Here is a 22,177-nt window from a genome sequence, read left to right on the forward strand (position 1 = left end):
ATCACAAAAAATCCTTTCTATCTGTTTAGATTCAACAAAAAGAAAGGATTTTTGTTTATCTTATTTTTTCAAATTTCCCTTAGCATGTTCTTCTTCTTGTAATATTCTTCTAAGCACTTTGCCGATCATTGTTTTTGGTAAATCATCTCGGAATTCATAGAAACGAGGCACTTTATATTTTGATAACTTCTCACGACAGTACTGATCTAATTCTTTCTCCGTTAGGTTAGCTCCAGGCTTAAGTACGACAAATGCTTTTACGGTTTCCCCCCGATACTCATCAGGAATACCAATAACCGCTGCTTCTTGAATTGCTGGATGCTCATATAATACTTCTTCAATATCTCGTGGGTAAATGTTAAAACCACCTGCGATAATCATATCTTTCTTTCGATCAATGATATAGAAATAGCCATCTTCATCCATTTTGGCAATATCCCCTGTATGAAACCAACCGTCTACTAATACTTTGGTTGTCTCTTCAGGCCTATTCCAATAACCTTTCATTACTTGCGGACCACGTACATGCAACTCTCCGATTTCACCTATTCCAAGCTCTTCTCCCGTCTCCAAATCCACGATTCGACATTCTGTATCTGGCCATGGAAGCCCAATGGTTGCACTCTTTTTTCGATCCCAGATCAAGTTACAGTGGGTAACTGGTGACGTTTCGGTCATCCCATATCCTTCTGTTAGACGCCCACCCGTTAGCTTCTCAAAACGCTCTTGGACTTCAAGCGGTAGCGGCGCGGAACCACTGATACATGCCTCAATGGAGGAAACATCAAAACGATGAATATCAGGATGATTGATTACACCTACATACATGGTTGGTGCTCCAGGGAATAAGTTTGGTTGATGTTTGTGGATCGTTTTCAAAATCATATCACGATCAAACTTAGGCACGAGAATCATCGTTGCAGCTTGCAGTACAGCAAAATTCATCACAACCGTCATTCCATATACATGAAAAAACGGCAATACTCCTAAAATTTTGGTCTTTCCTCGTTGGTTCTTATAAATCCAAGCAGCAGCTTGTATTGCATTTACGACTAGATTACGGTGTGTCAACATAGCACCTTTGGCAAGACCAGTTGTCCCACCCGTATACTGCAACAAGGCAATGTCTTGGTTTGGTACGATATCAGCATGGGGAAAATGAGAAAGCGCTTTCTTTAACAATTCTGGAAAAGAAAAGATAGTTTGATTGTCAACTGGAATATTAGTTTTAATTCCTTCTTTTAACAAAGTAAGCGGATACAAAATATTTTTTGGAAATGGAAGGTAGTCTTTTATACTTGTTGTAATAATTCGTTTGATTGCCGTTTGTGACTTTACTTCTCGTACTTTCGAAAATAATAGATCGAGACAAATGATCGTCTCTGCTCCACTATCTTTTAATTGATGTTCTAGTTCTCTGGCTACATACATTGGATTAGTCTGAACTACTACTGCACCGATCATCAGTGCACCATAATAAGCGATCACCGCCTGAGGACAATTGGGAAGCATGATGGCCACTCTGTCTCTACGTTTTACTCCTAAGCTAATTAATACGTTGGCAAAACGGGATACATCTTCCATCAATTTGGCATAGGTGATCTTTTTTCCTAAGAAGTGAATAGCTTCCCTCTCCGGGAAATCTCGCACCGCATCCACCAGAAACTGAGTTAAAGGAACGTCCGGGTAATCGATCTGGTGCGGTATCTCCTGTGGATAGTGTTTTAGCCAGATTTTCTCTTTCACTTTAGAACCCCCTTGTCTATGAATGAATCATCATTCAGTAAAAACGGTTCATTTATCTTATTAGATAGCATGCATAAAGTCACAAAAAGTGTTTCTATTCTATTTTAACTAATTTTTCGATTTTATGAAATCTGTTTATTTAAAAAGAAAACTAATTTAAGGAAAAACCCTACCATATCACTGGTAGGGAACTGCATAGAGAAATCCGCAAAGCGTCATAACGTCTTGTTAATGGAACTTTCCTTCCAATCAATCTGTATCCATTCGCATCTCTTTGGCAAAATCATACGAAATGTATTCTTTCCGTGGTGTTCGAATCCAAGCCATTTCTTGATGTGAGAGTTCGCTAATTTCAGAGCTAGTGGTTTTCTCAAATTTCTCTAAAACCATAGCCATTGTTTCTTGTTCCTCTGGAGTGAAAAATCTATGATCAAAAGCGGAAGTGGGCAAAATAAATTGACCATACTCATTCTCCATCAGTTCAATTTCTTTCATATTATCATAAAGAGTATTGAACTTTTCTGGAACAGGACCATAATGATCACAAAGGTAACGAGTTCCGCTAATCGAACTACCTTTCCGCAAAAAGTGATAAAAATCAGCATAAAATAGGAGTTTGTTTAGCTTGGTCACATAGAGATTTTGGTTTACATTCCGCGCAAAAAAGAGGATCATCTGAGTCAATTTCATCGGAGAAAAAGAGACATTTCCTCGATAGATGTCTGGATTATCATGAAAAATATCTCGAATCTCTCGGATAATCTGTTCTTCTAAGACCACTGCTGTATTTAAATCTCGTTGAAGCCGTACCACCACTTCCTCTGGTACCTTTTGGCTATTTAGTTCCAGCAATTCTCGCATTTTGGCAGGGTTTGCACTCTCTTTTATGATATGATTTTGTGCTGGAGTAGGTAGGGAACCACGTTCGTATCGAGAGATGGTAATCTCCCCAAAGCCTAGTAGACGAGAGAACTCACGTTGATTTAGATTGTACCCAGTTCGAATCATGCGAATCTCTTCTGGGGATAGAATCCCTTCCAATGTACGATACTGTGCAAAAGCTTTTTCTTGATTTTCCATATCAAACTTAGGATGAAAAAGCTCCGATTCGCAATTTACACAAAACGCACGAGTTCCTTCCACTGTAATCGATTTTCCTCTTACTTCGATTGGAAAGGACCCCGTCTTCAGTTCGTACTCCACTTCTTCATTACAATCATGACAATATAATCTAGACAAAACTGACCCCTCCCCTAGTCATAACGTCTCTTTTTGTAAGGATACACAATGGGTCTATTTGCAAAATGAAACGACATCATCAATAAGTCATCACGCACTGATCGAAATTTTAGTTTGATGTAAATATCTTGTGGTTCTTCTTCCCAGCCAAACTCCCAAACACTCTCCGTTGGGATCTTATGATCAGCAGATGGACCACGGTAGTAGTTCTCCACTGTTAAATCATAGACCAGAGCAAATGCATCCCGAATGCTAATCCCCAATTGGCTGAGAGTCTGTTTTTCTTCTTTTCCTCTTATGAAGTCCATCTTGCCACGTTGCAGATAAAAACGAGCTTTGGATAAAAACGCATTAATCTGACCAACAGAAGCTTCCATAACATATACCCCTAGATTTTGACTTACTTTTCAGAAAAGATATCACGCTATATAAGGGGTTGTCTAGTTGTACTATTTACTTTCATTATACACAATTGGTTATCAATTGATAATCCTTTTTATGGATATACTAGAAAAAGGCGTTATAACTTGATATTGGCGATACTAGAAAGAGAAAGTTTTTGTTATCTAGAGCATGTTGCATAATGAACCTAAAGTCAAAGATTCACTTCAACCGGCACTGCGCTACTTAGGCAGCACCTATCGTCTACGGGGGCTACCTGTAGAGATCCCTCTTTTGAGATGCGACGGAGAAGATCAGAAGCGGGAAAAGAAAACCGGCGGTGTGCCTATGTCTAACTTTGATTTATGCAACAGGTGAATCTAGATTTGACCTAGCTTCAAATTAGTGATTCCATATTCATAGCATACTTTTTCTTGTTCAACTCTATCATCGTGACTAGAGTGTTTGTTGAGAAATATGTTCATTTACTTAGAGCAAGTATCTACGGAAAGACTATACCTTTTTAATTAGAAGGAGCGTTATGAACAAAAAAGATGTGATCGTGATCGGCGGTGGAACTTCTGGTCTCATGGCAAGTGCTGCTGCTGGAATGCATGGAGCCAGTGTGCTTCTATTAGATAAAGGAAATAAACTTGGGAGAAAAATGGCGATCTCTGGTGGAGGTCGTTGTAATGTGACCAATATTAAGGAGATCGATGAAGTAATCCAACATATCCCCGGTAATGGAAGGTTTCTATATAGTACTTTTTCTGTCTTTAATAACAAAGATATTGTTCAATTTTTTGATGATTTGGGCGTCCCACTAAAAGAAGAGGATAACGGTAGAATGTTTCCCGTAACAGACAAAGCTCAATCCGTAGTAGAGGCACTTTTACGTCGGGTAAGGGAATCAGGTGTGGAGATTCGTACCAATCTGGGAGTAAAAAATGTGCTCTATCAAGAGGGACGAACGGTTGGAGTAGAATTGATGAATGGCGAAAAGTACTATGCTGACGCCGTCATCGTCGCAGTAGGAGGCAAATCGGTTCCTCATACTGGGTCGACCGGAGATGGATATGCTTGGGCTGAGGAGGCAGGACACACAATAACGGAGTTGTTCCCAACAGAAGTTCCCCTTACTTCCTCGGACAAGCTTATCAAAGAAAAGATGTTGCAGGGAGTATCTTTACGCGATGTATCGTTAACCGTTCGTAATGCCAAAGGAAAGGCACTCGTCATCCATCGAGGAGATATGTTATTTACTCACTTCGGTCTGTCCGGGCCTATGGCACTTCGCTGTAGTCAATTCGTCGTGAAAGAACGCAAAAAACATCCTGAGCGAGATGTTGCAATTGAGATCGATCTTTTCCCTAATCTCACACTTGGACAACTGACCGAACAACTCCAACAAAATATCCGTAATAACCCAAAACGTCAGATGAAGACGATTATGAAAGAGTATCTTACGGAACGTATGATACCTGTTATCTTAGAACGAGCCCAAATACCAGAAGAAACTACTGCAGCACATTTGTCTCAAGTTCAACTACATACCTTGTTGCAAAACCTAAAAGCTCTTACCGTCTACGTTAATGGAACCTTGTCAATCGAAAAAGCATTTGTAACTGGCGGTGGAGTTCATGTCAAAGAGGTTCATCCCAAAACGATGCACTCCAAGAAGATGCAAGGGTTATTTTTTTGTGGAGAGGTACTAGACATCCATGGATACACAGGAGGATATAACATCACAGCAGCACTTTGTACTGGGTATGTAGCAGGAAAAAGTGCAGCAGAATTGGTTCAGGAATGGAAGGAGAACTAAATTGAAATTCCCTGTAGATTATCTAGAACAGATGAAAGAATTACTTGGTGATGAGTTTCCTGATTTTCTTGCGAGTTATGAGGAAAAGCCCGAGCGAAGCTTACGGGTGAATGGACTCAAACTACCACCTTCACGATTAGTCGAACTTACATCCTTTCACTTAGAGCCGGTTCCTTGGTGTAAAGAAGCCTATTATTATCAACATGAACCTGATCGACCAGGAAAACATCCCTATCATGCTGCAGGACTCTACTATATCCAAGATGCAAGTGCCATGTCCCCTGCTGAGGCACTTGAGGCACAGCCTGGAGAGAGAATCTTGGATCTTTGTGCTGCACCAGGTGGGAAAACAACCCAGTTGGCAGCAAAAATGCACGGAGATGGGATTTTGGTTGCCAATGAAATTGATCGCAAACGTGCAGGTGCTCTAGTAGAGAATTTGGAACGTTGTGGGGTTTCTAATGCAGTCGTACTTACAGAAAATCCAACCAAAATGACCAAACGATTCTATGAGTACTTTGACCGAATCTTAATTGATGCTCCTTGCTCTGGAGAAGGAATGTTTCGGAAGGACCCAGCTACGATGGAACGTTGGAGTAGCCGACTTCCTGCAAAGTGTGCAGAGTTACAAAAGGAGATACTAGCAGCTGCGATTCCCATGCTCCAGCCTGGTGGTAGACTTGTTTATTCTACTTGTACCTTTAACCCTCTTGAAAACGAACAAATCGTAGAGTGGATCTTAGAAGAATATCCAGAATTTCAAATCATTGCTGTTCCACAGCTAGAACACTACCAATCAGGAAGACCCGAGTGGAGTAAATCAAACAGAGAAGATTTGCGTCTAACGGGGCGTCTCTGGCCACATCATCTGCGTGGCGAGGGGCATTTTGTCGCAGTATTAGAAAAACAGGCAGAGGAGCTTCCGCGCAAAAAACGCCTAGGCAAAGGCAAACCCTTATCTCCTGATGCCAAAAAGCTTATCGAGAAATTTTGGAAAGATACATATCATCAAAAACTAACTCGAGGGCATTTTGTGATGTTTGGTGAACACCTCTATTTGTTACCAGAAGAATTCCCCTCCATTGAGGGACTCAAAGTAGAAAAGCCCGGTTTTTATCTAGGTCAACTAAAGAGAAGTCATTTTCAGCCATCCCATGCATTAGCCCTCGCCTCCCATTCAGATCAAGTTCAACACGTCCGCAACTATGCAGCAGATAGTGACGAGTTGCGACAATACCTACAAGGAGATACATTACAAAGCGAAGGAAATGGATGGACCTTGGTTACGGTTGACCATTTTCCAATCGGCTGGGGCAAAGCATCTAGTGGATATCTAAAAAATCATTATCCTAAGTGGCTTCGTTGGGATCGTAAATAGATAAAAGCTTTCTTCCTAAAGAAAAGGAAGAAAGCTTTTTTATTAAGAAGCACGCAAACGAAACATGGAGCTAGGACGACCTTCTAGCTCGTTCCCATCAAATTCAATCTCGATCTCAGTCGCATATCGATTGGAGAGATACTCTACCTCCATATCTTCAATCCGTCCATCTCGAATCCGCTGAACCAACTGAGAAGCTATGTATTGAACTAAACGACTATGTTCCATACCAGACTGCTCTAAGAACTGGGAATCTTTCCGAATCACGCCAAACGCTACCTGATAGGATAACATCCATCGTACCCCATCTTCCTCTTTTCCCTCTTCCAATACTTCGCGAATACGTCGCTCCATCTCCCATGCTTGCCAATCACTCATGTTGTTCTCACTTCCTTTTGGAATAATGGATACATGTTGTTTCTACACTTACAAGTCAACATTATATGATGATAACGCTCTTTATTTTGTGAATACTTTTGCAATGAATCGAAGGACATTTATGCCAAATTTTTCAATGATAAAAAATTACAAACCATATCACGGACAAACTCTCTGTCATATACAGAAGAAACAAACTATTTCATTCGCCTAAATATATACCCGTTGAAACGGAACACAACCGCTCACTTTTTTGTTTTTTCATGATATCTAGTACATATTTTAAACCGAAGAAAACACCTTTCACACCAGCCTTATGGATAAAAACATCAATACGACCATAATGTTCTTTTGTTTTCTCAACCTTCTCTTGGAAATGCTTTTGCAGTGGCAATCCCTATACCCCTGAAACACCTGTAACTAATACTTCTTTGTCTTTAAATTGCATAGAAATACACCTACATATTTTGATTAACTCTCTATATTTAAACGCTACTATTCTTCCCTTTCTATTTTGGTCGGAACCTGTGAGAATCATTCGAATTAACTTAATTAACAGCAATACCTACCTGTTGATAACATCTCAAAATAGTTTAATGCCATATGAATAAAACTAGAATCTAATTTCAAACATCAATTTAGCCATTATGGAGTAAATTTAGTATTGATACGAGTCTTGAAAGATATGAATACTTAATAGGAGGCGGTGTAGCATGGACCAGCACAATAGAAAAAAACAGCAAAAAATTAGTCCCTATCTAGCCTCTGGGATGATGGATGTCGATTCTCCCTATTTTATTCAACACTGGCAAGACATCCAATTCGAGGGAACTGAATCTAGCCCATCGATCCGTCTTCCTACCCATACTCTGTTACCAGTTCATGCTACCTCCACTATTCAAATTCATTTTCGATCAAGACACGATCCTTCTCGATGAAAAAGCCTTCTTTGATCTGCTGTCAAAGAAGGCTTTTATTTCATTCAGCACTCATTATCCCTTCGACGATGTTGTGGATGAAAGGGTACCTTTTCCCGGTTTTTTATACCCGTGATCGACGAGATACTTTTTAATCATCAAATATCGTTCCATCTCATGTACCAATTGGAGTAAAATAGCTCTGGTCTCAAACTCTTCTCGAGTTTTTGGTAAAGGTTGCTCTTTAAATTCTTTCATCATGGAGTATAGTTCTTCGAGATGAAGATCGGCGGTATTACCAGGATGGACAGCACTGGAGATCCGTTCGAGGAATTCGGCAATTCTTTTTCCTTGTGGCACTGTTCGAGGTAGGTGACTTACCATCGGCATAATTCGTTCCAAGATATCAAATTGGCGACTTCGCATCTTAAAGTAACGGTGAAAATACTTCTCTTTTTCGTCCGATTTGTTTTCCTTCGAAATGAGGGCGAGTTCTTTAGCATCCTTGATCCATTTCGCAGTTTCTAAAATTTCCGAACCAGTCCAATCACTTTCCCCCTTACATAAGTAGACAGCCATCTCATGTAAGATTTTGCGGAAGTTATCTTCAATCTTTACTTGATATTCGATAAGTTTTTTATCTGAGTGTGGCATATAGAAATTGATAATTAACCCAAAGAAAATTCCGATTGCCAATATACCTAGCTCATTTAGGAGGAATGAAGTAGTGATTGACTGTTCAATGTACAAATGAAACATAATTAAATTACTTGTCAAGATACTATCTTTCAGTTTGAGATACACCAATAACGGAATGGACAACAACAAAATCAAGGTTAATGCTAATGGATTGTAACCAAGTAAAAGGAAAATCCCTACTGCAATAGGAACTACTACCAGACAAGCGACAAAACGATCCCAAGCAGTCTCATATGATTTCTTACGTGATGTTTGGATACAAAGTGTTGCAATTACCCCTGCAGATATAAAGTAACGAAGACCTAGCCATTCAGCAAAAGCCACAGCTAAGCCGGTCCCGATCGCGGTCTTAATCGTTCGGAACCCAATTTTCCATTTCACATACACACTTCCTTTTCTTATCAAATTCACGTACATTACGCAATTGGTATTATCCTAACATGAAATAGTTACAGACAAGAAGTGAATATTTATAGAAATGATACTTTGTCAAGCCCCATTCTTCTGTCCAAACTTAAGCCGTAATAGTCGGATAATGTAACATAGTATCTCTAGAAGATATTTCAAAAGGAATGAAAAAGAAGCATTTTCTTGTCATGAGTAATAGGTAGTTTGAAGCAAAACTTGCTCCATTATCAAGCGAAGGTTTATAAAAGAAAAACGCCTTTGTCTCATCATTTCTAGACAAAGGCGTTTGAGAATGTGTTTTTAGCCCACAGGCAAACCACTCACTAACTTACATTTCTTCTGGGGCTTCCATCCCAAGTAGTCGTAAAGCCTCATGAAGTACAGTAGCTGTCGAATAGACCAATTGCAGACGAGCATTTTGCTCTTTTCCCTCAGACAAAATCCGTACATGAGCATAGTACTGATTAAAAGCACGTGCGAGATCAAGTGCAAAGCGAGCAATTTTGGATGGATCATACTCTTTCCATGCCAAGCGCACTATTTGTGGAAAATCAGCTAATAGTTGCAAGATCGGCCAGCTTTCTGGATCATTCACTTGCTCTGTTGCTTCCAAATCTACCGAACCGGCTTTTCTCAACAACGAACGACAGCGAGCATGTGTGTATTGAAGATATGGACCTGTCTCCCCATCGAAGTTGAGCATCGCTTCTAAAGAGAACTCAATATCATTGGTTCGATAGTTCTTAAGATCTTGGAAGATAACGGCTCCAATCCCTACTTGCCGAGCTACCTCTTGTTTGTTTTCCAAAGCAGGGTTCTTTTCTTCAATAAGACGTTCTGCCAAGTCGATTGCTTCTTGAAGAACCTCTTCTAACAAGATAACGCGACCTTTACGAGTGGACATTTTCTTTCCGTTTTGTAACATCATTCCAAAACTGATATGGGCCATGTCATCAGCCCAGTCATGGCCTGCTTTCTTCAAAACTGCTTTTAACTGAGCAAAGTGTAGACTCTGTTCATTCCCTACGACATACAACGATTTAGCAAAGTCATAAGTATTTTTGCGATAAAAAGCCGAGGCTAGATCCCGTGTAACATACAAAGTGGCACCGTCTGATTTACGAATCAATGCTGGAGGATATTGATATTCATCTAATTGGACTACTTGAGCACCTTGGCTTTCTTCTAGCAATCCTTTTTCTTCTAACATCTCGATTACAGGCTCCATTTTATCATTGTAAAAGGCCTCGCCATTGAAAGAATCAAACTTCATCCCCATCAAATCATAGATCCGTTGGAACTCTTTGAGCGATTCCGCACGGAACTTTGTCCAGAGAGCTACCGCTTCTACATCTCCATCTTCTAGACTTTTAAACGCTTTACGTCCTTCCTCTTCCAATGCTGGGTCCGTCTCTGCTTCTTCATGAAAACGAACATACAGCTTAAGTAGTTCTGGAATTGGGTTTTTGGAGATTGCCGCTTCATTACCCCACCGCTTATATGCAACAATCAGCTTACCAAATTGAGTTCCCCAATCTCCAATATAATTAATCCGAACAGATTGATAACCGTTTTTGTCCGCTAGGTTCGCAACGGAGTTCCCGATTACAGTGGAGCGAAGATGCCCCATCGAGAATGGCTTGGCAATATTGGGAGATGAGAGATCAAATGGTACATTTCGACCATTGCCATCTTGATTGGCTCCATAGTCTGCACCTTGCTGAATAATTTCTTTCAGTACAGGTGTACTAATCGCTACTGAATCTAAAAAGACATTCACATAGGGACCTACTGCTTCCACTTTCGCAAACCACGGATGACTGATTTTCTCACTCAGTTCCAATGCGATCTGTTGTGGAGCCTTACGGAATTGTTTTGCCAATTGAAAACATGGAAAGGCTAGATCTCCCATCTCCGACTTCTTTGGTTTTTCGACTAGATTTTGAATCTGAGAAATTTCCAATCCCTCTATGTGCGGCTTCAATACTTCCGCATAAATTTGCTTGAATTCCAACCTTTTCTCCTCCTTTAATATACAAAAAAAGACTCGCCTCCTTGTAAAAAGGAGACGAGTCAAACCCGCGGTACCACTCCAATTATTCTATGCCTAGAATCTCTTGTGTTAGTTGATAACGGGTTTTCATCCCGGACATGTCCTACTAGTACTTCAGACACGCGTCTCTAGAGTGCGCTTCCATACCAATCACCCGCTGGGCTCACACCTTCCCCAACTCGCTAGAGGGCTCATAGTTGTACTCTCTCTGTCTACGACGTTCCATATATCATGATGAATAATATTGTATGTATCCCCTCTTGGAATGTCAATATTGAGGATCTCTACTACCGAAAATCTTGCTCAGATCGCTTACGTATTTTGAAATAACTGCTCCCCTGAACAAGATTTTCTTCGATTTCATTGTTTAGATTGTATTTTAGTTAGATGATACATATAACCAAATCAAACCACCAATAACAAATATAGTTGCTACTGTCCCCAAAATAGGAGGTAAATATTTCACTTTTTACTTCTCTCCTCTATTTCAGTTCTACCACCGTTACTCCTGATCCACCTTCACCAATAGCACCCAGTCGGTAAGATTTAACAGAACGGTGGCGTCGCAAGAAATTTTGTACTCCCGTTCGAAGTGCACCAGTTCCTTTGCCATGAATGAGATGAATTTGCTTGTATCCAGCAAGTACGGAGTGGTCTAAATACTGATCGATCTCTTGGATCGCTTCTTCTACCATCTTCCCTCGTAGATCTAGTTCTGGTGATACATCTTGGTTGCTACGAACAAATGTAGCTTTTGGCTGTTTGGTTTGTTGTTTTGGTGTCTCACGTTTTTCCAGTTGATTGGCTTTTAGTTTCATCTTTAAAACACCAATCTGCACTTGGAATTCTTTATTACCTACTTCTTCCACAATAAATCCTTTTTGTTGGAAACTAGGAATGTAGACCTCGTCGCCCACCTCTAGCTTCTCTTCTTTTTTCTTGGAGACCATCTTTTGTGGTAGTTTCATCTCTGGAACTACTTTTCCTAGTCTTGCTCTCATCTCATTTAATTCATGTTCTTTGAGATCTTGTGGACGTAATTTCGCCCATTCCCGTAACTCTTTTAATACTTCATCCGCTTCTTGTTCTGCACGGTTTACTATACGTCTGGCTTCTTGGCGTGCTTTTTCCCGTAGCTGGATCTTTTCCTCTTCGAAACGCTCCCAATTGGTACGTACTTCGGCATGCATCGATTCTGCTTCTTCTCTCAGCTTCATCGCTTCCTTCAAAGTCTCCTCGGCAGCTTTCCTTTCAGCTGTTAAAGTTGCAATCATCTCTTCTAAATCTCGTTCTTCTGGAGAAAGATGTTTTTCTGCGGCATCAATCAACTCTAGTGAAAGCCCTAACCGCCGTGAAATAGCAAATGCATTTGATTTTCCCGGTACACCAATCAACAAGCGATATGTAGGACGAAGGGTCTCTACATCGAATTCTACGCTGGCATTGAGTGCATGTGGGTGGGTATGAGCAAACACCTTTAGCTCACTATAATGAGTGGTAGCCATGACGGTAGCTCCACGTTCCATTACATCTTCTAAGATGGAGATTGCGAGAGCAGCTCCTTCTGTTGGGTCAGTGCCCGCACCAAGTTCATCAAATAAAATCAAGCTGTCTGAGTCCATTTGTGACAAAATTCGAATGATGTTAGTCATATGTCCTGAGAAAGTACTAAGACTCTGTTCAATACTTTGCTCATCCCCAATATCGGCAAAGATCCCACTAAATAAAGAGATCGTACTCTCTGGTTCTGCTAAGATGGGAAGTCCACATTGGGCCATCAAAGCAGCTAGTCCTACTGTCTTTAGGCTGACTGTCTTACCTCCAGTGTTCGGTCCAGTAATGAGAAGAGCTTGGATTGGAGTAGAAAGCTCTACATCAATTGGAACTGCAATCTTCGGGTCGAGTAGCGGATGACGTGCTTTGCGTAGTGAGATAGTTCTCTGGGTTGCTAAATTGGGGATCACCGCTTTATGACGGTGCGCAAATCTTGCTTTCGCTAACAAAAAGTCGATCTCGCCAAGCAAATCGATATTGGATCGCAAAAAGTCAGCTTGTTCCGCTATTAAATTAGTTAGTTCTGCTAAAATCCGCTCTACTTCTCTTGTCTCTTTCAGCTCTAACTCACGTAACTGGTTATTAAGTGGTACTACACTTTGCGGCTCCATAAATAGAGTTGCACCAGATGCTGACTGATCGTGTACGATTCCACCAAACTGGACACGATATTCTGATTTTACTGGAATGACATACCGATCAAAACGCTGGGTAATAATCGCTTCTTGTAACATTTTTTGCTTGTTTCGCAGTACTTGTTGTAAGTTACTTTGGATTTGGGCTCTGGTCGTCTCCATCTGACGACGAATTCTACTCAATTCGGGGCTTGCTGAGTCTCGAACAATTTCTTGCTCATCAATGGAATCAGTCAAAGTATGTTCTAAATTTTCTAGACTTTCAATTGCCTCTGTCATCTGACGTAACAAGGGTAATTCATATTTTTCTATATCAACCTGTCGTAAGCTTGATTTGGCGTTTCGCCCTGCTCGGATGGTACCAGCAACGCCTAAACACTCTTCTTCATTTAAGATACCACCCAATTCGGCTCGTTTGAGTGAAGGGCGAATATCTACCAGACCTCGCAGGGAGATTTCTCCTTTCATCCGGAGCCAAACCATTGCCTCTTCAGTCTTGTCTAACCATAATTGAACTGTCTGTCTCTCAGTAGATGGTTGCATTTGCGAAATCCACTCTTTTCCGAGTGTGGAAGTTGCAAGCTCTTCTACCATCTGACGAATCTGATTAAACTCTAGCGGTCTCTCTGTCCATTGCTTCACCGCTGTCACCTCCGTACGAATGCAAACAGATCTATTATATCATGGAAAGAGAGAATTCAATAAAGGTCTTATGAGTAGTTATCCCTACCTAATCCTCTGTGTTTTCTTTCGACATTGGAGATGGGGATCTTACTGCCCGTTAGAACGTTGACAAAACAGGCACAAAACACTCCAAAAAACGGTTGTATTAATTCTGAATTCCGTTATAATTTACTTAATTCTCTTGGCTAGCCTTAAATCGGTAGTTCCTCTACCTGTTTAGGGGTAGCCAAGAGAAGAGATCAAGAAATCTCTCTTTTGGCTATCGACCCATTAAAACACAAGGGAGTCGATAGAATTGAACATCGAGATTTTACCACTAGCTGTTGGATCTTCCAACGCGACACCGCTTGGTAACACTTCTATGTTAGTCAAATTAAAAAGAGAGTATTTCTTGATCGATACAGGTTATCTAGCTGCACTCCGCCTTAGAGAACAGTTGATTAAACATCCAGAAGTAGCTGATCAGATAAAGGCGATCCTGTTTACACACCAAGATAATGACCATACTGCTGATTATTTTGGAGTCATTCAGGAAATTTCACGGAGAAGAAGCAATCCATTTAAAAACGAACCCATTCACATATATGCTAATCAGAGGACGGTCAAAGAATTAAAGGCCCGTCTCAAAATATGTAACTTTAAATGTTCTTTCCTAATATATAACATTATCAAAGCAGGAGATTTTTTTCAGGTAGCGGATCTACCTTTGATGGTATCCACTCTTGAGATGGATCATATACGCAGACGACCTAGAAAACTATGGGACAAGCTTCGTAGAAAACGTGCAGAAGATGCACTCAGCTTCTCCTTTTCTTCCTTAGATCTATCTGAAAAATACTTTACAGTGTTTACAGATGGTGTATTAGGATGTAGTGCCTCTCGCCATGAAGCAGCAGCTTTTTGTCAGGGAAGTCGTGTTATCTTAGCATCTGCTATGCATGGTGCAAAGGAAGACTTACCAACTGGAACTCATGCAACCACTTATCAATATGCACAAGTAGCGAACTTAGCAAATATTCCTGCAGTATACTTTTACCATCAAGAAGAAAGCTTTACACCAAAAGAACAATTATTACTAGAGGCAGCTCCTTTTTATCAAGGAGAAATGGATTTTCTGGAAGTAAATCAACCTGTTACCGTATGGGAGCAGTAAAGATAACTTGTGATCTTAGTCCAAAATTCAGGACTAAGATCTTTTTATGTCATTCGATCTAGCTAAGTCTCTGCCGCGATTGATATATTTCCATTCAGTATAGGGAATTACTCAAGAATCCCCCACCTCTTTGGTTATGTATGTGGGGGATTAATGAAGCTAGTTACAGAATATATGTTTTCCTATCTTTTTAATTTGTGGACGACTCCAGATCCACTTCGAAGTTGCTGTAACGGGATTAAAGTAATAAGTTGCACCACCAGAAGGATCCCAACCGTTAATAGCATCTCTCACTGCCTTTCGTGCTGACTCATTGGGCTCTAGCCATATTTGTCCATCTGCCACTGCTTCAAATGCAAGTGGCTGAAAAATAATACCTGATATGGTATCTGGAAATAGTTCACTGTCAATGCGATTCAAGATAACCCCTGCAACTGCCACTTGACCGATATATGGCTCCCCGCGTGCTTCTGCATGAACCGCTTGTGCGAGTAGACGTAGGTCTGCGGCACTAAATCCTTTGGAAGATTGAACAGGTTGGTTTTGAGGACCTCCACCTCCGCCATAAGGATTGTAATTCCTACTAGCAGCTTTCAGTTTTTGCTGAGTTTGAAAGCCTGCAACTCCATCGATCCGGAGTCCAAATTCATATTGGAACAGACGGACAGCACGATAAGTTCTAGTGCCAAAAACTCCATCAATTTTTCCAGTATAGAACCCAACAAATTTCAGACGTGATTGTAGTTCCCGAACATCCAATCCACGGGAACCTCTTTTTAAAATTCGACCAGCAAAAGGAGCCTGATTCTCTTGCATCACAGTTGGCTGATATTGCTTAGAATCTACATCAGCATCTATTGGAACAGGCCAAGTAGGAAGAAGAAAAACCGATGCGGTAAAAGAGAGGAAAAACTTTTTCCACATAAACTACCACGTACCTTTACATCTTATTGTGGGATTAGTATGTGAAAGTGAGTGGAACTTATGTAAAGGAGAAAGAAAGATGGGGAAAATTGGAACAAGATACATCCTAGGAATGTATCTTGTCGTCTGCTAAAAAGTTACTTTTTAGCTTTTTTCGAGTGAAGCGCGACCTGATGGAGTCCATTTTTTAACTTTGTTTTCCATCGTTGAATCTGCTCATGCCCGAAATATGGGTGATTTTCATCAGACACAATAAAATCTGCAATTAACTTTACTCCAAAGAACAGTGCATATTTCTTCGCTTCACCTTGGAGAAAGTCTAGCATCTCATTCCAAGATACAAGTTCGAATTGCAGTTCTTGCATTGCTTTGCCGAGCTCAATCATCAACTCAGCAGCTAATCTCTTTTGAGCGGCTTGAGTTGCAGGATCACTAATTGTATTCACTAGCTCAAACTTATCAAATCTTCTTTTGTGTTTTTTGATTTCGGATTGCTTTTTCTCCAATTCCTTCTGACGCTCTAGCAACTTCTCCAGTGATAGATTGTGCTCCGTTTGGTAACTAACTTCCACCATCCGAACCTTACGGTCAAAAGACATGATGACTCGATAAAGAACCCGGATGTCGAGTCCTCCAATCGAAACGGTGTGCTGGAAGATATAATTTGTTCCATCTGGTTTTGGAAGAATAAAAGGATTTACTACTGGTCCATTGACAGATACAGGATTCGGTGTAGTTCCAGAATTAATGCTTTTCTGCTTTTTCCCGATCCGAATGAGATCCTTTACAAATTCTATCTCTTGACCATAAAAAAGGTCTAAAAATTCAAGAATTGGTTTGAGATTTCCTTTAGTCGGATCCCAATTGTTCAACTTTTGTAGGATGTTTGGCAACTGACCCAAATGAAATTTTTTCAATTTGATCCCCTCCTTGGATGATAATGAATGACCAAGGAAGAGATCCTCCTCCTTGGTTTCCTATGCTCCCATTAAGAAGAACAGGAAACCAAGGAGGATCTAGTTTTTAGGAGAACAGAATGTGTCGAAACACACCCTGTTCTTTTTTCGCTAGACAGATCTGCTTAACAGATTTTCTAGCATTTCAACAGTAGGAGATGCTCCACTTTGCAACTCTTTCTGCCGGTCTCTAATTACTTTCTTCCAACTCAAGAGATTTCGCTTCGTTTTTTGTAATGCATTCAACATGAGTTGGAGATCCAATTCTTTGTATCGAAAGTCGACAAATTTTTCCCCATACTGTTCAACTATAACCATTGTACGAGGAGGTACAGCTGGGACATAGACTGAAGTAGGGATGTCTACAGATGGTTGAATATTGGTCAGGACCATCTGCTTTGTTACAAAGATTGGACCAGTGGACAAATTATTTAAAATGTGTCGAACAAAAGCAGTCCTTTCTGTCAGCTCTGTTTCGAATTCATTTTCAAGTTGTGTGAGAAATAAGCGAAGGACATAGAGTAGTGCTTTTTTTACCTCTTCCGACATAGTTACTGATGGATCCGAATCATCGCTCTCCATAGCAGTAAATAGCTGTTCCATAGCGTATACGATCATTTTGCGGCGATCAAATGCGAGGTCTTCTCTATAATCAAACATTTGTTGATATAAAGCGACTCGGTTCCAATCCCAAACTTCCGATTTAGAAGGGATCGGAAATGTGGATTGAACATATAGATTAGGAGTTATTGTTGAGTCTTTTTTTAAAGATACGATACAATTCAAATTCTCTGGTATATTCATCCAAAATGGTTCACAGTAACGATGTGAGACTCCTGAGCGAATGGCCCGTAAGCTGTCAGACAAAACATGCTTCTTTCGATTGCTTTCAAATAAATCCACTTCTGCTGCAATTAATAGGAAATCTACTACATCTTCGATGGAAAGGATCTCTTGATTTAACATTTCTGCCTTATCGAATAAAACACTTAAATCATGGTAGTTTTTTAACATTCCTCACCACTCCTAATAATAATGCTAAGGAGAGAACCTATACAGGTCCTCCTTGCCTCGCAGATACCCAGCTAGAGACAAACTGCATACCACGAGGCAGGAGATGAGGGCTTTATTCGATTAATAAAATTATATAACTATTAGATCTTTCGGACAATAGAACTACTTACAAAGAACAACAATATCCTATAGTTTGCTACTATTGTGTCACCAGAGTTTCACATGAGCTTAGGTTGTTCATTTTTATACATCATTTGTTCTTTTAGCTTTTCAAACCAAATTCGTTCCAGTTTCCCAAAACCAAATCCACCAGCTTCCAGATTCCGTAGCTCCTTCTCCGACTTTTCTATATATGTACGAGATGAATCAACATCCTTCTCTAAATACTTCATAATAGCAAGCGATCGATAATACGAGTATAAATCCAACTTTGGCACAGCTACAAAATGCTTTTGGATCTCTTTGGGTTCAGTTTCTTTTTCAAATAAGAATTTATACAGTATGAATGAACTATGAGAAAAACCAAATAACAATTTATTTTCTTTTGTTGTTGATAATTGAATAATTGGCTCTAAATAGGAGACTCCTTTTTCCATCCCCTCTTGATCACTAACATAATAAAACAGATACATTAACGGAGTTACTTTTTTAAATATATCGTCCTCTGTTTCGATTAAGGACTTGCACTTGTGAACAAGTGTAGGTTCCCAATCTCTTGGAAGTTTTGGACTGTACAACTCTCCTACTACTAAGATAGCGTTTAAGTGTTGTTTAGCTTCTTCGTTGTTTTTACGAAGGATTAGGAATTGAGCACCATCTGTATTAAATGATGTTTTACTTTTAATTGGGATCGCTGTAGCAAAGAATATCATAATATGCAATATACTAAAGAATAAAATATACTCATGATCAATTGAAATATATAGTAGATAAGACAAAATAGCAGCAACTAAACTAGTTAAGGGACCTCCAAGCGTCATGATGGACCACTTTTTTGAAAGGTTCGGTATATCAAAAAAAGGTGGAGTAAGTAATGCCACTCCTCCAAAATACATCCACTGTTTATTTTCTAAAATTCTGATTTTATTGCCTTCCTTTTGAAATAACACCGGGCCAACCGCAAAAAACTGGAAATTAAGTCCGTTGTATATTCCAAAAAGAACATGCCCTAATTCATGTATGGTAACTACCACTACCCAAAGCATGAACATTAGCCAAATATTGAGTAAGGCATCTTTCCATTCTGGAATGAAGAGTATCAAGGCTCCGGAAATAATTGCAGCGGTTAAAATAGTGAATAAAGGTCTTTTTAATAAATCCATAAGCTACCTCCATAGTAGTAGATAATGTCTTGTCTGTCAGACTACACAAAAAAAAACGAGAGATAGATCTCCCTCGTTTACTTGTTGTCTATTTATTCATTTTAGCACGTTTGCTACCCAAGAGTTTTTTTAATTCCGTTAAAGTTAAGGTATTGAGCACATCTTCTTTCCTCAACCATCCTCGTCGTGCCGTAGCAATCCCATATGGAAGCATTCCTAAACCTTCGATACTGTGTGCATCCGTATTGATTGCGGTCATCAGACCGTATTCTTCTTTCATCCGTTTTAGCTGTTCATCGTTGAGATCCAAACGATGCGGATTGGCATTTAGCTCTAAGATCGTACCTGTTTCTTTCGCTGTCTGAAATAACTTTTCTAGATTGACTGGATAAGAATCTCGTTGTAATAACTTTCTTCCTGTAGGATGGGCGATAATATTTACATAAGGATTTTCCATCGCATTGAGAATCCTTCTAGTCATAACTTCCTCTGATTGGCGAAAGTTAATATGAATGGCCGCAATCACTATATCCAATTCTCGGAGAACCTCATCTGGGAAATCCAGCGTACCATCTGGGAGGATATCCATTTCTGTTCCTTTTAAAACAGTGATCCCTTCCCCTTTTAACTGACGATTAACATCCTCGATCTCTTTCCACTGTTCTTCTAACTCTTTGATTGAAAGACCACTTGCAACTTGTAGCGATCGAGAGTGATCCGTAATAGCGATATATTCATAACCCCGTTCTTTTGCCGCTAACGCCATTTCGAGAATACTATTGGCTCCATCGCTATAAAGAGTATGCATGTGAAGATCTCCACAATAATCATGTTGCTCGATAAGATCTGGGAGGTTTGCTTTGTCCCCCTGTTCCATCTCTCCACGATCTTCTCTTAGTTCTGGAATAATATAGGGGAGATGGAGGTGATCAAAAAACTCCTGCTCACTGGAAAAGGTGATCGTTTCTCCTGATTCTGTATTTTCTACTCCATACTCACTTACTTTTAAACCCATCTGCTTGGCACGTTGGCGCACTCGTACATTATGATCCTTGGAACCGGTAAAGTGATGCAGCGCGGATGCAAACTGCTCCTCTGTAACCAACCGTACATCACAACTGACCACAATCTCTTCTACTTTGACAATGATACTAACTTTGGTATCTCCATGATTTACCACCTCTTGTACCTCGGGTAACGATACAATCTGCTTTGCTACCGTAATAGGATCTAAAGTCGAGAGCACAAAATCAATATCTTTGATCGTCTCTTTACGACGACGAATACTTCCAGCTAATTGAACTCGTTTTACTTCTTGCATATCTTGAATTTGGCTTAGCAATCGATAAGCTACTAGATCTGCTTCATGTAACAAAATACGCTCCGGACGAGCATGAAGCTGTTCTAATCCTTCTAAGATTTTTTGTTCTTTTTTAGGACCAAATCCAGAGAGCCCTCTTATTTTTTGTCCTTCTGCCACATCGCGAAGATCTTGGAGATTCCGAACCCCAAGTTCTTTATGCAAGGTATAGATCGATTTCGGCCCTAACCCTGGTACATTTAGTAGTTTAGGAAGTTCTGGAGGCAACGCTTCTTTCAGTTCTTCTAGTGCAAGTAGCTTTCCAGTAGATAGAATCTCCGCAATCACTGTTGCAGTTCCTTTCCCTACACCTGGAAGGGAGGTCAAATCTTCCAAATCCGCTACTGCTTGACGGCTATTCTCAATAGCTCTTGCCGCTTTTCGATAAGCTCCGACTCGAAATGCATTCTCTCCACTTATTTCTAAATAATCTCCATAAGTATGTAAGATTCCTGCAACTTGTTTATTATTCACTGCTCTCCTCCATAGAAGTTTATTTTGGACAATAAACATGTTCTCGTTTTCCTATATTTTCGTTACTTAATTACTACTAGATCCCTATCCAAAATTGGATTAACAAAAAAGGATGTTCCAAAAAAAGAATTTGTGATCTATTACTACCAACTTGTTAGCATCTCCCGAATTGCAGGGCTAACTTTCAAGATCCCCTGAGCCAAGAAAGACTGCTCTACCATTCCTAACTTTTCACCAAATGGAAAATAGTTGACAATGTTCAGCAATACAAAAGCCAATAGCACGACCGTAAGCGTACCAAATAAGAGCCCACCATAACGATTTACACTTGCGACAACAGGAAATTGAAAGACAGGTTGGAATAGCTTGGTAATGCCCCAGATCGCTAGCTTTACTCCTGTGAAAAGAATCAAAAAGGAAATACTTCGATAGATCATCAATTCTACCATTTCGATTGGCAATATTTTCATCCAAACGGAGGAACTAGTATCAAATAGAGGAAATTGACCTTGTAAGATCATTGCCAAATCCAAAGAAAAGGCATAGGCTACCCATACAGCAAGGAAAAAGCCAATTAATGAAGTGATTTGAGCGATTAATCCCCTTTTATAACCTCGGAATGCAGATATCACCAAAAATAAAATGAGAATGAAGTCAAGTCCATTCAATTTGAATACCTCCATAAATCGTGTCTCCCCTCCATTGTTTCCCAACCAAGCGGAGAGACAAACTATCTTTTATGATGCGAAAAGCCGCCTAGAGACTTCTCCAGACGGCTTTTCGCCATTAATATATTGCATAGACTATATTAGGGCTGTTCATCCTCAATCAGATGAAGCAACTCGTCATACTCTTGTTTCAGTCTCATATACTCATCTGCAATATTGACAGCAGAGAGAACAGCTAGTCGAGATACATCAAGACGAGGGTTGTTCTCTGCAATCTCACGCATTTTGGTATCCACATGACCAGCAATCTGCCTCATATAACTAGGAGAGGCTTTACCGACTATGGGATAAGACTGACCATAAATTTCTACATTCATTCGGTTGCGGTTACTCATTGGGATATCACCATCTT

At 40.1% G+C, this 22,177-nt stretch carries 19 protein-coding genes and 1 other annotated feature; of the genes, 4 read left to right on the forward strand and 15 right to left on the reverse strand.

The genetic code is table 11. From position 1 onward, the window contains the following. Nucleotides 1–60 precede the first annotated feature (60 nt). From VJ09_RS06840 to VJ09_RS06850, 3 genes are all read right to left on the reverse strand, one after another. Nucleotides 61–1,746, reverse strand: a complete 1,686-nt coding sequence (locus tag VJ09_RS06840) for a long-chain-fatty-acid--CoA ligase (RefSeq protein WP_044640819.1) — start codon at nt 1,744–1,746, stop codon at nt 61–63. 249 nt (nt 1,747–1,995) lie between these two features. Beyond that, a complete protein-coding gene (locus VJ09_RS06845; RefSeq protein WP_044640820.1) occupies nt 1,996–2,985 on the reverse strand; it encodes a type II TA system antitoxin MqsA family protein in 990 nt (329 codons plus the stop codon). 14 nt (nt 2,986–2,999) lie between these two features. Then, nucleotides 3,000–3,362: a type II toxin-antitoxin system MqsR family toxin gene (locus tag VJ09_RS06850; protein WP_052807263.1), complete on the reverse strand. Its 363-nt coding sequence runs from the start codon at nt 3,360–3,362 to the stop codon at nt 3,000–3,002. A 545-nt stretch (nt 3,363–3,907) separates the two neighbouring features. On the opposite strand from VJ09_RS06850, the gene VJ09_RS06855 reads away from it, so the two are divergent. Further along, complete coding sequence (locus VJ09_RS06855; RefSeq protein WP_044640821.1) at nt 3,908–5,188, forward strand: BaiN/RdsA family NAD(P)/FAD-dependent oxidoreductase; 1,281 nt, start codon at nt 3,908–3,910, stop codon at nt 5,186–5,188. A 1-nt stretch (nt 5,189) separates the two neighbouring features. Next, on the forward strand, nt 5,190–6,566 hold the full coding sequence (locus tag VJ09_RS06860; RefSeq protein WP_044640822.1) for an RsmF rRNA methyltransferase first C-terminal domain-containing protein: 1,377 nt from the start codon (nt 5,190–5,192) through the stop codon (nt 6,564–6,566). Nucleotides 6,567–6,608: 42 nt separating this feature from the next. On the opposite strand, the gene VJ09_RS06865 is transcribed toward VJ09_RS06860, so the two are convergent. Both VJ09_RS06865 and VJ09_RS06870 read right to left on the reverse strand, forming a co-directional pair. Further along, nucleotides 6,609–6,944 (reverse strand): hypothetical protein, encoded by a 336-nt coding sequence (locus tag VJ09_RS06865; protein WP_044640823.1) that lies wholly within the window; start codon nt 6,942–6,944, stop codon nt 6,609–6,611. 202 nt (nt 6,945–7,146) lie between these two features. Beyond that, nucleotides 7,147–7,338, reverse strand: coding sequence for a hypothetical protein (locus VJ09_RS06870; RefSeq protein ID WP_044640824.1), 192 nt, complete (start codon nt 7,336–7,338; stop codon nt 7,147–7,149). 319 nt (nt 7,339–7,657) lie between these two features. Between VJ09_RS06870 and VJ09_RS06875 the strand changes: the two genes are divergently transcribed. Continuing rightward, the gene (locus VJ09_RS06875; protein ID WP_044640825.1) at nt 7,658–7,882 is read left to right on the forward strand and encodes a hypothetical protein; all 225 of its coding nucleotides are present in this window, start codon (nt 7,658–7,660) and stop codon (nt 7,880–7,882) included. A 54-nt stretch (nt 7,883–7,936) separates the two neighbouring features. On the opposite strand, the gene VJ09_RS06880 is transcribed toward VJ09_RS06875, so the two are convergent. The 3 genes from VJ09_RS06880 to VJ09_RS06890 form a co-directional block, all read right to left on the reverse strand. Further along, nucleotides 7,937–8,941 carry an aromatic acid exporter family protein gene (locus VJ09_RS06880; RefSeq protein ID WP_052807264.1) on the reverse strand — a complete coding sequence of 335 codons (1,005 nt, stop codon included), beginning with the start codon at nt 8,939–8,941 and terminating at the stop codon, nt 7,937–7,939. Nucleotides 8,942–9,296: 355 nt separating this feature from the next. Then, complete coding sequence (argS, locus tag VJ09_RS06885; RefSeq protein ID WP_044640827.1) at nt 9,297–10,982, reverse strand: arginine--tRNA ligase; 1,686 nt, start codon at nt 10,980–10,982, stop codon at nt 9,297–9,299. A 47-nt stretch (nt 10,983–11,029) separates the two neighbouring features. Further along, nucleotides 11,030–11,245, reverse strand: a binding site (T-box leader). A 258-nt stretch (nt 11,246–11,503) separates the two neighbouring features. After that, nucleotides 11,504–13,852, reverse strand: a complete 2,349-nt coding sequence (locus VJ09_RS06890) for an endonuclease MutS2 (RefSeq protein ID WP_052807265.1) — start codon at nt 13,850–13,852, stop codon at nt 11,504–11,506. Between the two features lie 337 nt (nt 13,853–14,189). On the opposite strand from VJ09_RS06890, the gene VJ09_RS06895 reads away from it, so the two are divergent. After that, nucleotides 14,190–15,047 carry an MBL fold metallo-hydrolase gene (locus VJ09_RS06895; protein ID WP_044640828.1) on the forward strand — a complete coding sequence of 286 codons (858 nt, stop codon included), beginning with the start codon at nt 14,190–14,192 and terminating at the stop codon, nt 15,045–15,047. Nucleotides 15,048–15,206: 159 nt separating this feature from the next. Here VJ09_RS06895 and sleB read toward each other — a convergent pair whose 3' ends face one another. The 7 genes from sleB to zapA all read right to left on the reverse strand — a co-directional run bounded on the left by sleB (nt 15,207) and on the right by zapA (nt 22,160). Further along, nucleotides 15,207–15,863, reverse strand: a complete 657-nt coding sequence (sleB, locus tag VJ09_RS06900; protein ID WP_044641667.1) for a spore cortex-lytic enzyme — start codon at nt 15,861–15,863, stop codon at nt 15,207–15,209. A 245-nt stretch (nt 15,864–16,108) separates the two neighbouring features. After that, nucleotides 16,109–16,888: a hypothetical protein gene (locus VJ09_RS06905; RefSeq protein WP_044640829.1), complete on the reverse strand. Its 780-nt coding sequence runs from the start codon at nt 16,886–16,888 to the stop codon at nt 16,109–16,111. Nucleotides 16,889–17,038: 150 nt separating this feature from the next. After that, nucleotides 17,039–17,941, reverse strand: a complete 903-nt coding sequence (locus VJ09_RS06910) for a hypothetical protein (protein WP_044640830.1) — start codon at nt 17,939–17,941, stop codon at nt 17,039–17,041. Between the two features lie 218 nt (nt 17,942–18,159). Continuing rightward, nucleotides 18,160–19,263: a M50 family metallopeptidase gene (locus VJ09_RS06915; protein WP_044640831.1), complete on the reverse strand. Its 1,104-nt coding sequence runs from the start codon at nt 19,261–19,263 to the stop codon at nt 18,160–18,162. 88 nt (nt 19,264–19,351) lie between these two features. After that, entirely contained in the window at nt 19,352–21,097 is a 1,746-nt protein-coding gene (gene polX / locus VJ09_RS06920; RefSeq protein ID WP_052807266.1) for a DNA polymerase/3'-5' exonuclease PolX, read from the reverse strand. 143 nt (nt 21,098–21,240) lie between these two features. Beyond that, complete coding sequence (locus VJ09_RS06925; RefSeq protein ID WP_044640833.1) at nt 21,241–21,780, reverse strand: CvpA family protein; 540 nt, start codon at nt 21,778–21,780, stop codon at nt 21,241–21,243. Between the two features lie 125 nt (nt 21,781–21,905). Beyond that, nucleotides 21,906–22,160: a cell division protein ZapA gene (zapA, locus tag VJ09_RS06930; protein ID WP_044640834.1), complete on the reverse strand. Its 255-nt coding sequence runs from the start codon at nt 22,158–22,160 to the stop codon at nt 21,906–21,908. Between the last annotated feature and the right edge of the window lie 17 nt (nt 22,161–22,177).

Source organism: Risungbinella massiliensis, assembly GCF_000942395.1.
Taxonomy (GTDB): domain Bacteria; phylum Bacillota; class Bacilli; order Thermoactinomycetales; family Thermoactinomycetaceae; genus Risungbinella; species Risungbinella massiliensis.

Coding starts and splice junctions, on each gene's coding strand:
- VJ09_RS06850 (WP_052807263.1), bottom strand. CDS start 3,362: ATGGAAGCTTCTGTTGGTCAGATTAATGCGTTTTTATCCAAAGCTCGT.
- VJ09_RS06855 (WP_044640821.1), top strand. CDS start 3,908: ATGAACAAAAAAGATGTGATCGTGATCGGCGGTGGAACTTCTGGTCTC.
- VJ09_RS06865 (WP_044640823.1), bottom strand. CDS start 6,944: ATGAGTGATTGGCAAGCATGGGAGATGGAGCGACGTATTCGCGAAGTA.
- VJ09_RS06875 (WP_044640825.1), top strand. CDS start 7,658: ATGGACCAGCACAATAGAAAAAAACAGCAAAAAATTAGTCCCTATCTA.
- sleB (WP_044641667.1), bottom strand. CDS start 15,863: ATGCAAGAGAATCAGGCTCCTTTTGCTGGTCGAATTTTAAAAAGAGGT.
- VJ09_RS06910 (WP_044640830.1), bottom strand. CDS start 17,941: ATGTTAAAAAACTACCATGATTTAAGTGTTTTATTCGATAAGGCAGAA.
- VJ09_RS06915 (WP_044640831.1), bottom strand. CDS start 19,263: ATGGATTTATTAAAAAGACCTTTATTCACTATTTTAACCGCTGCAATT.
- VJ09_RS06925 (WP_044640833.1), bottom strand. CDS start 21,780: ATGGAGGTATTCAAATTGAATGGACTTGACTTCATTCTCATTTTATTT.
- zapA (WP_044640834.1), bottom strand. CDS start 22,160: ATGAGTAACCGCAACCGAATGAATGTAGAAATTTATGGTCAGTCTTAT.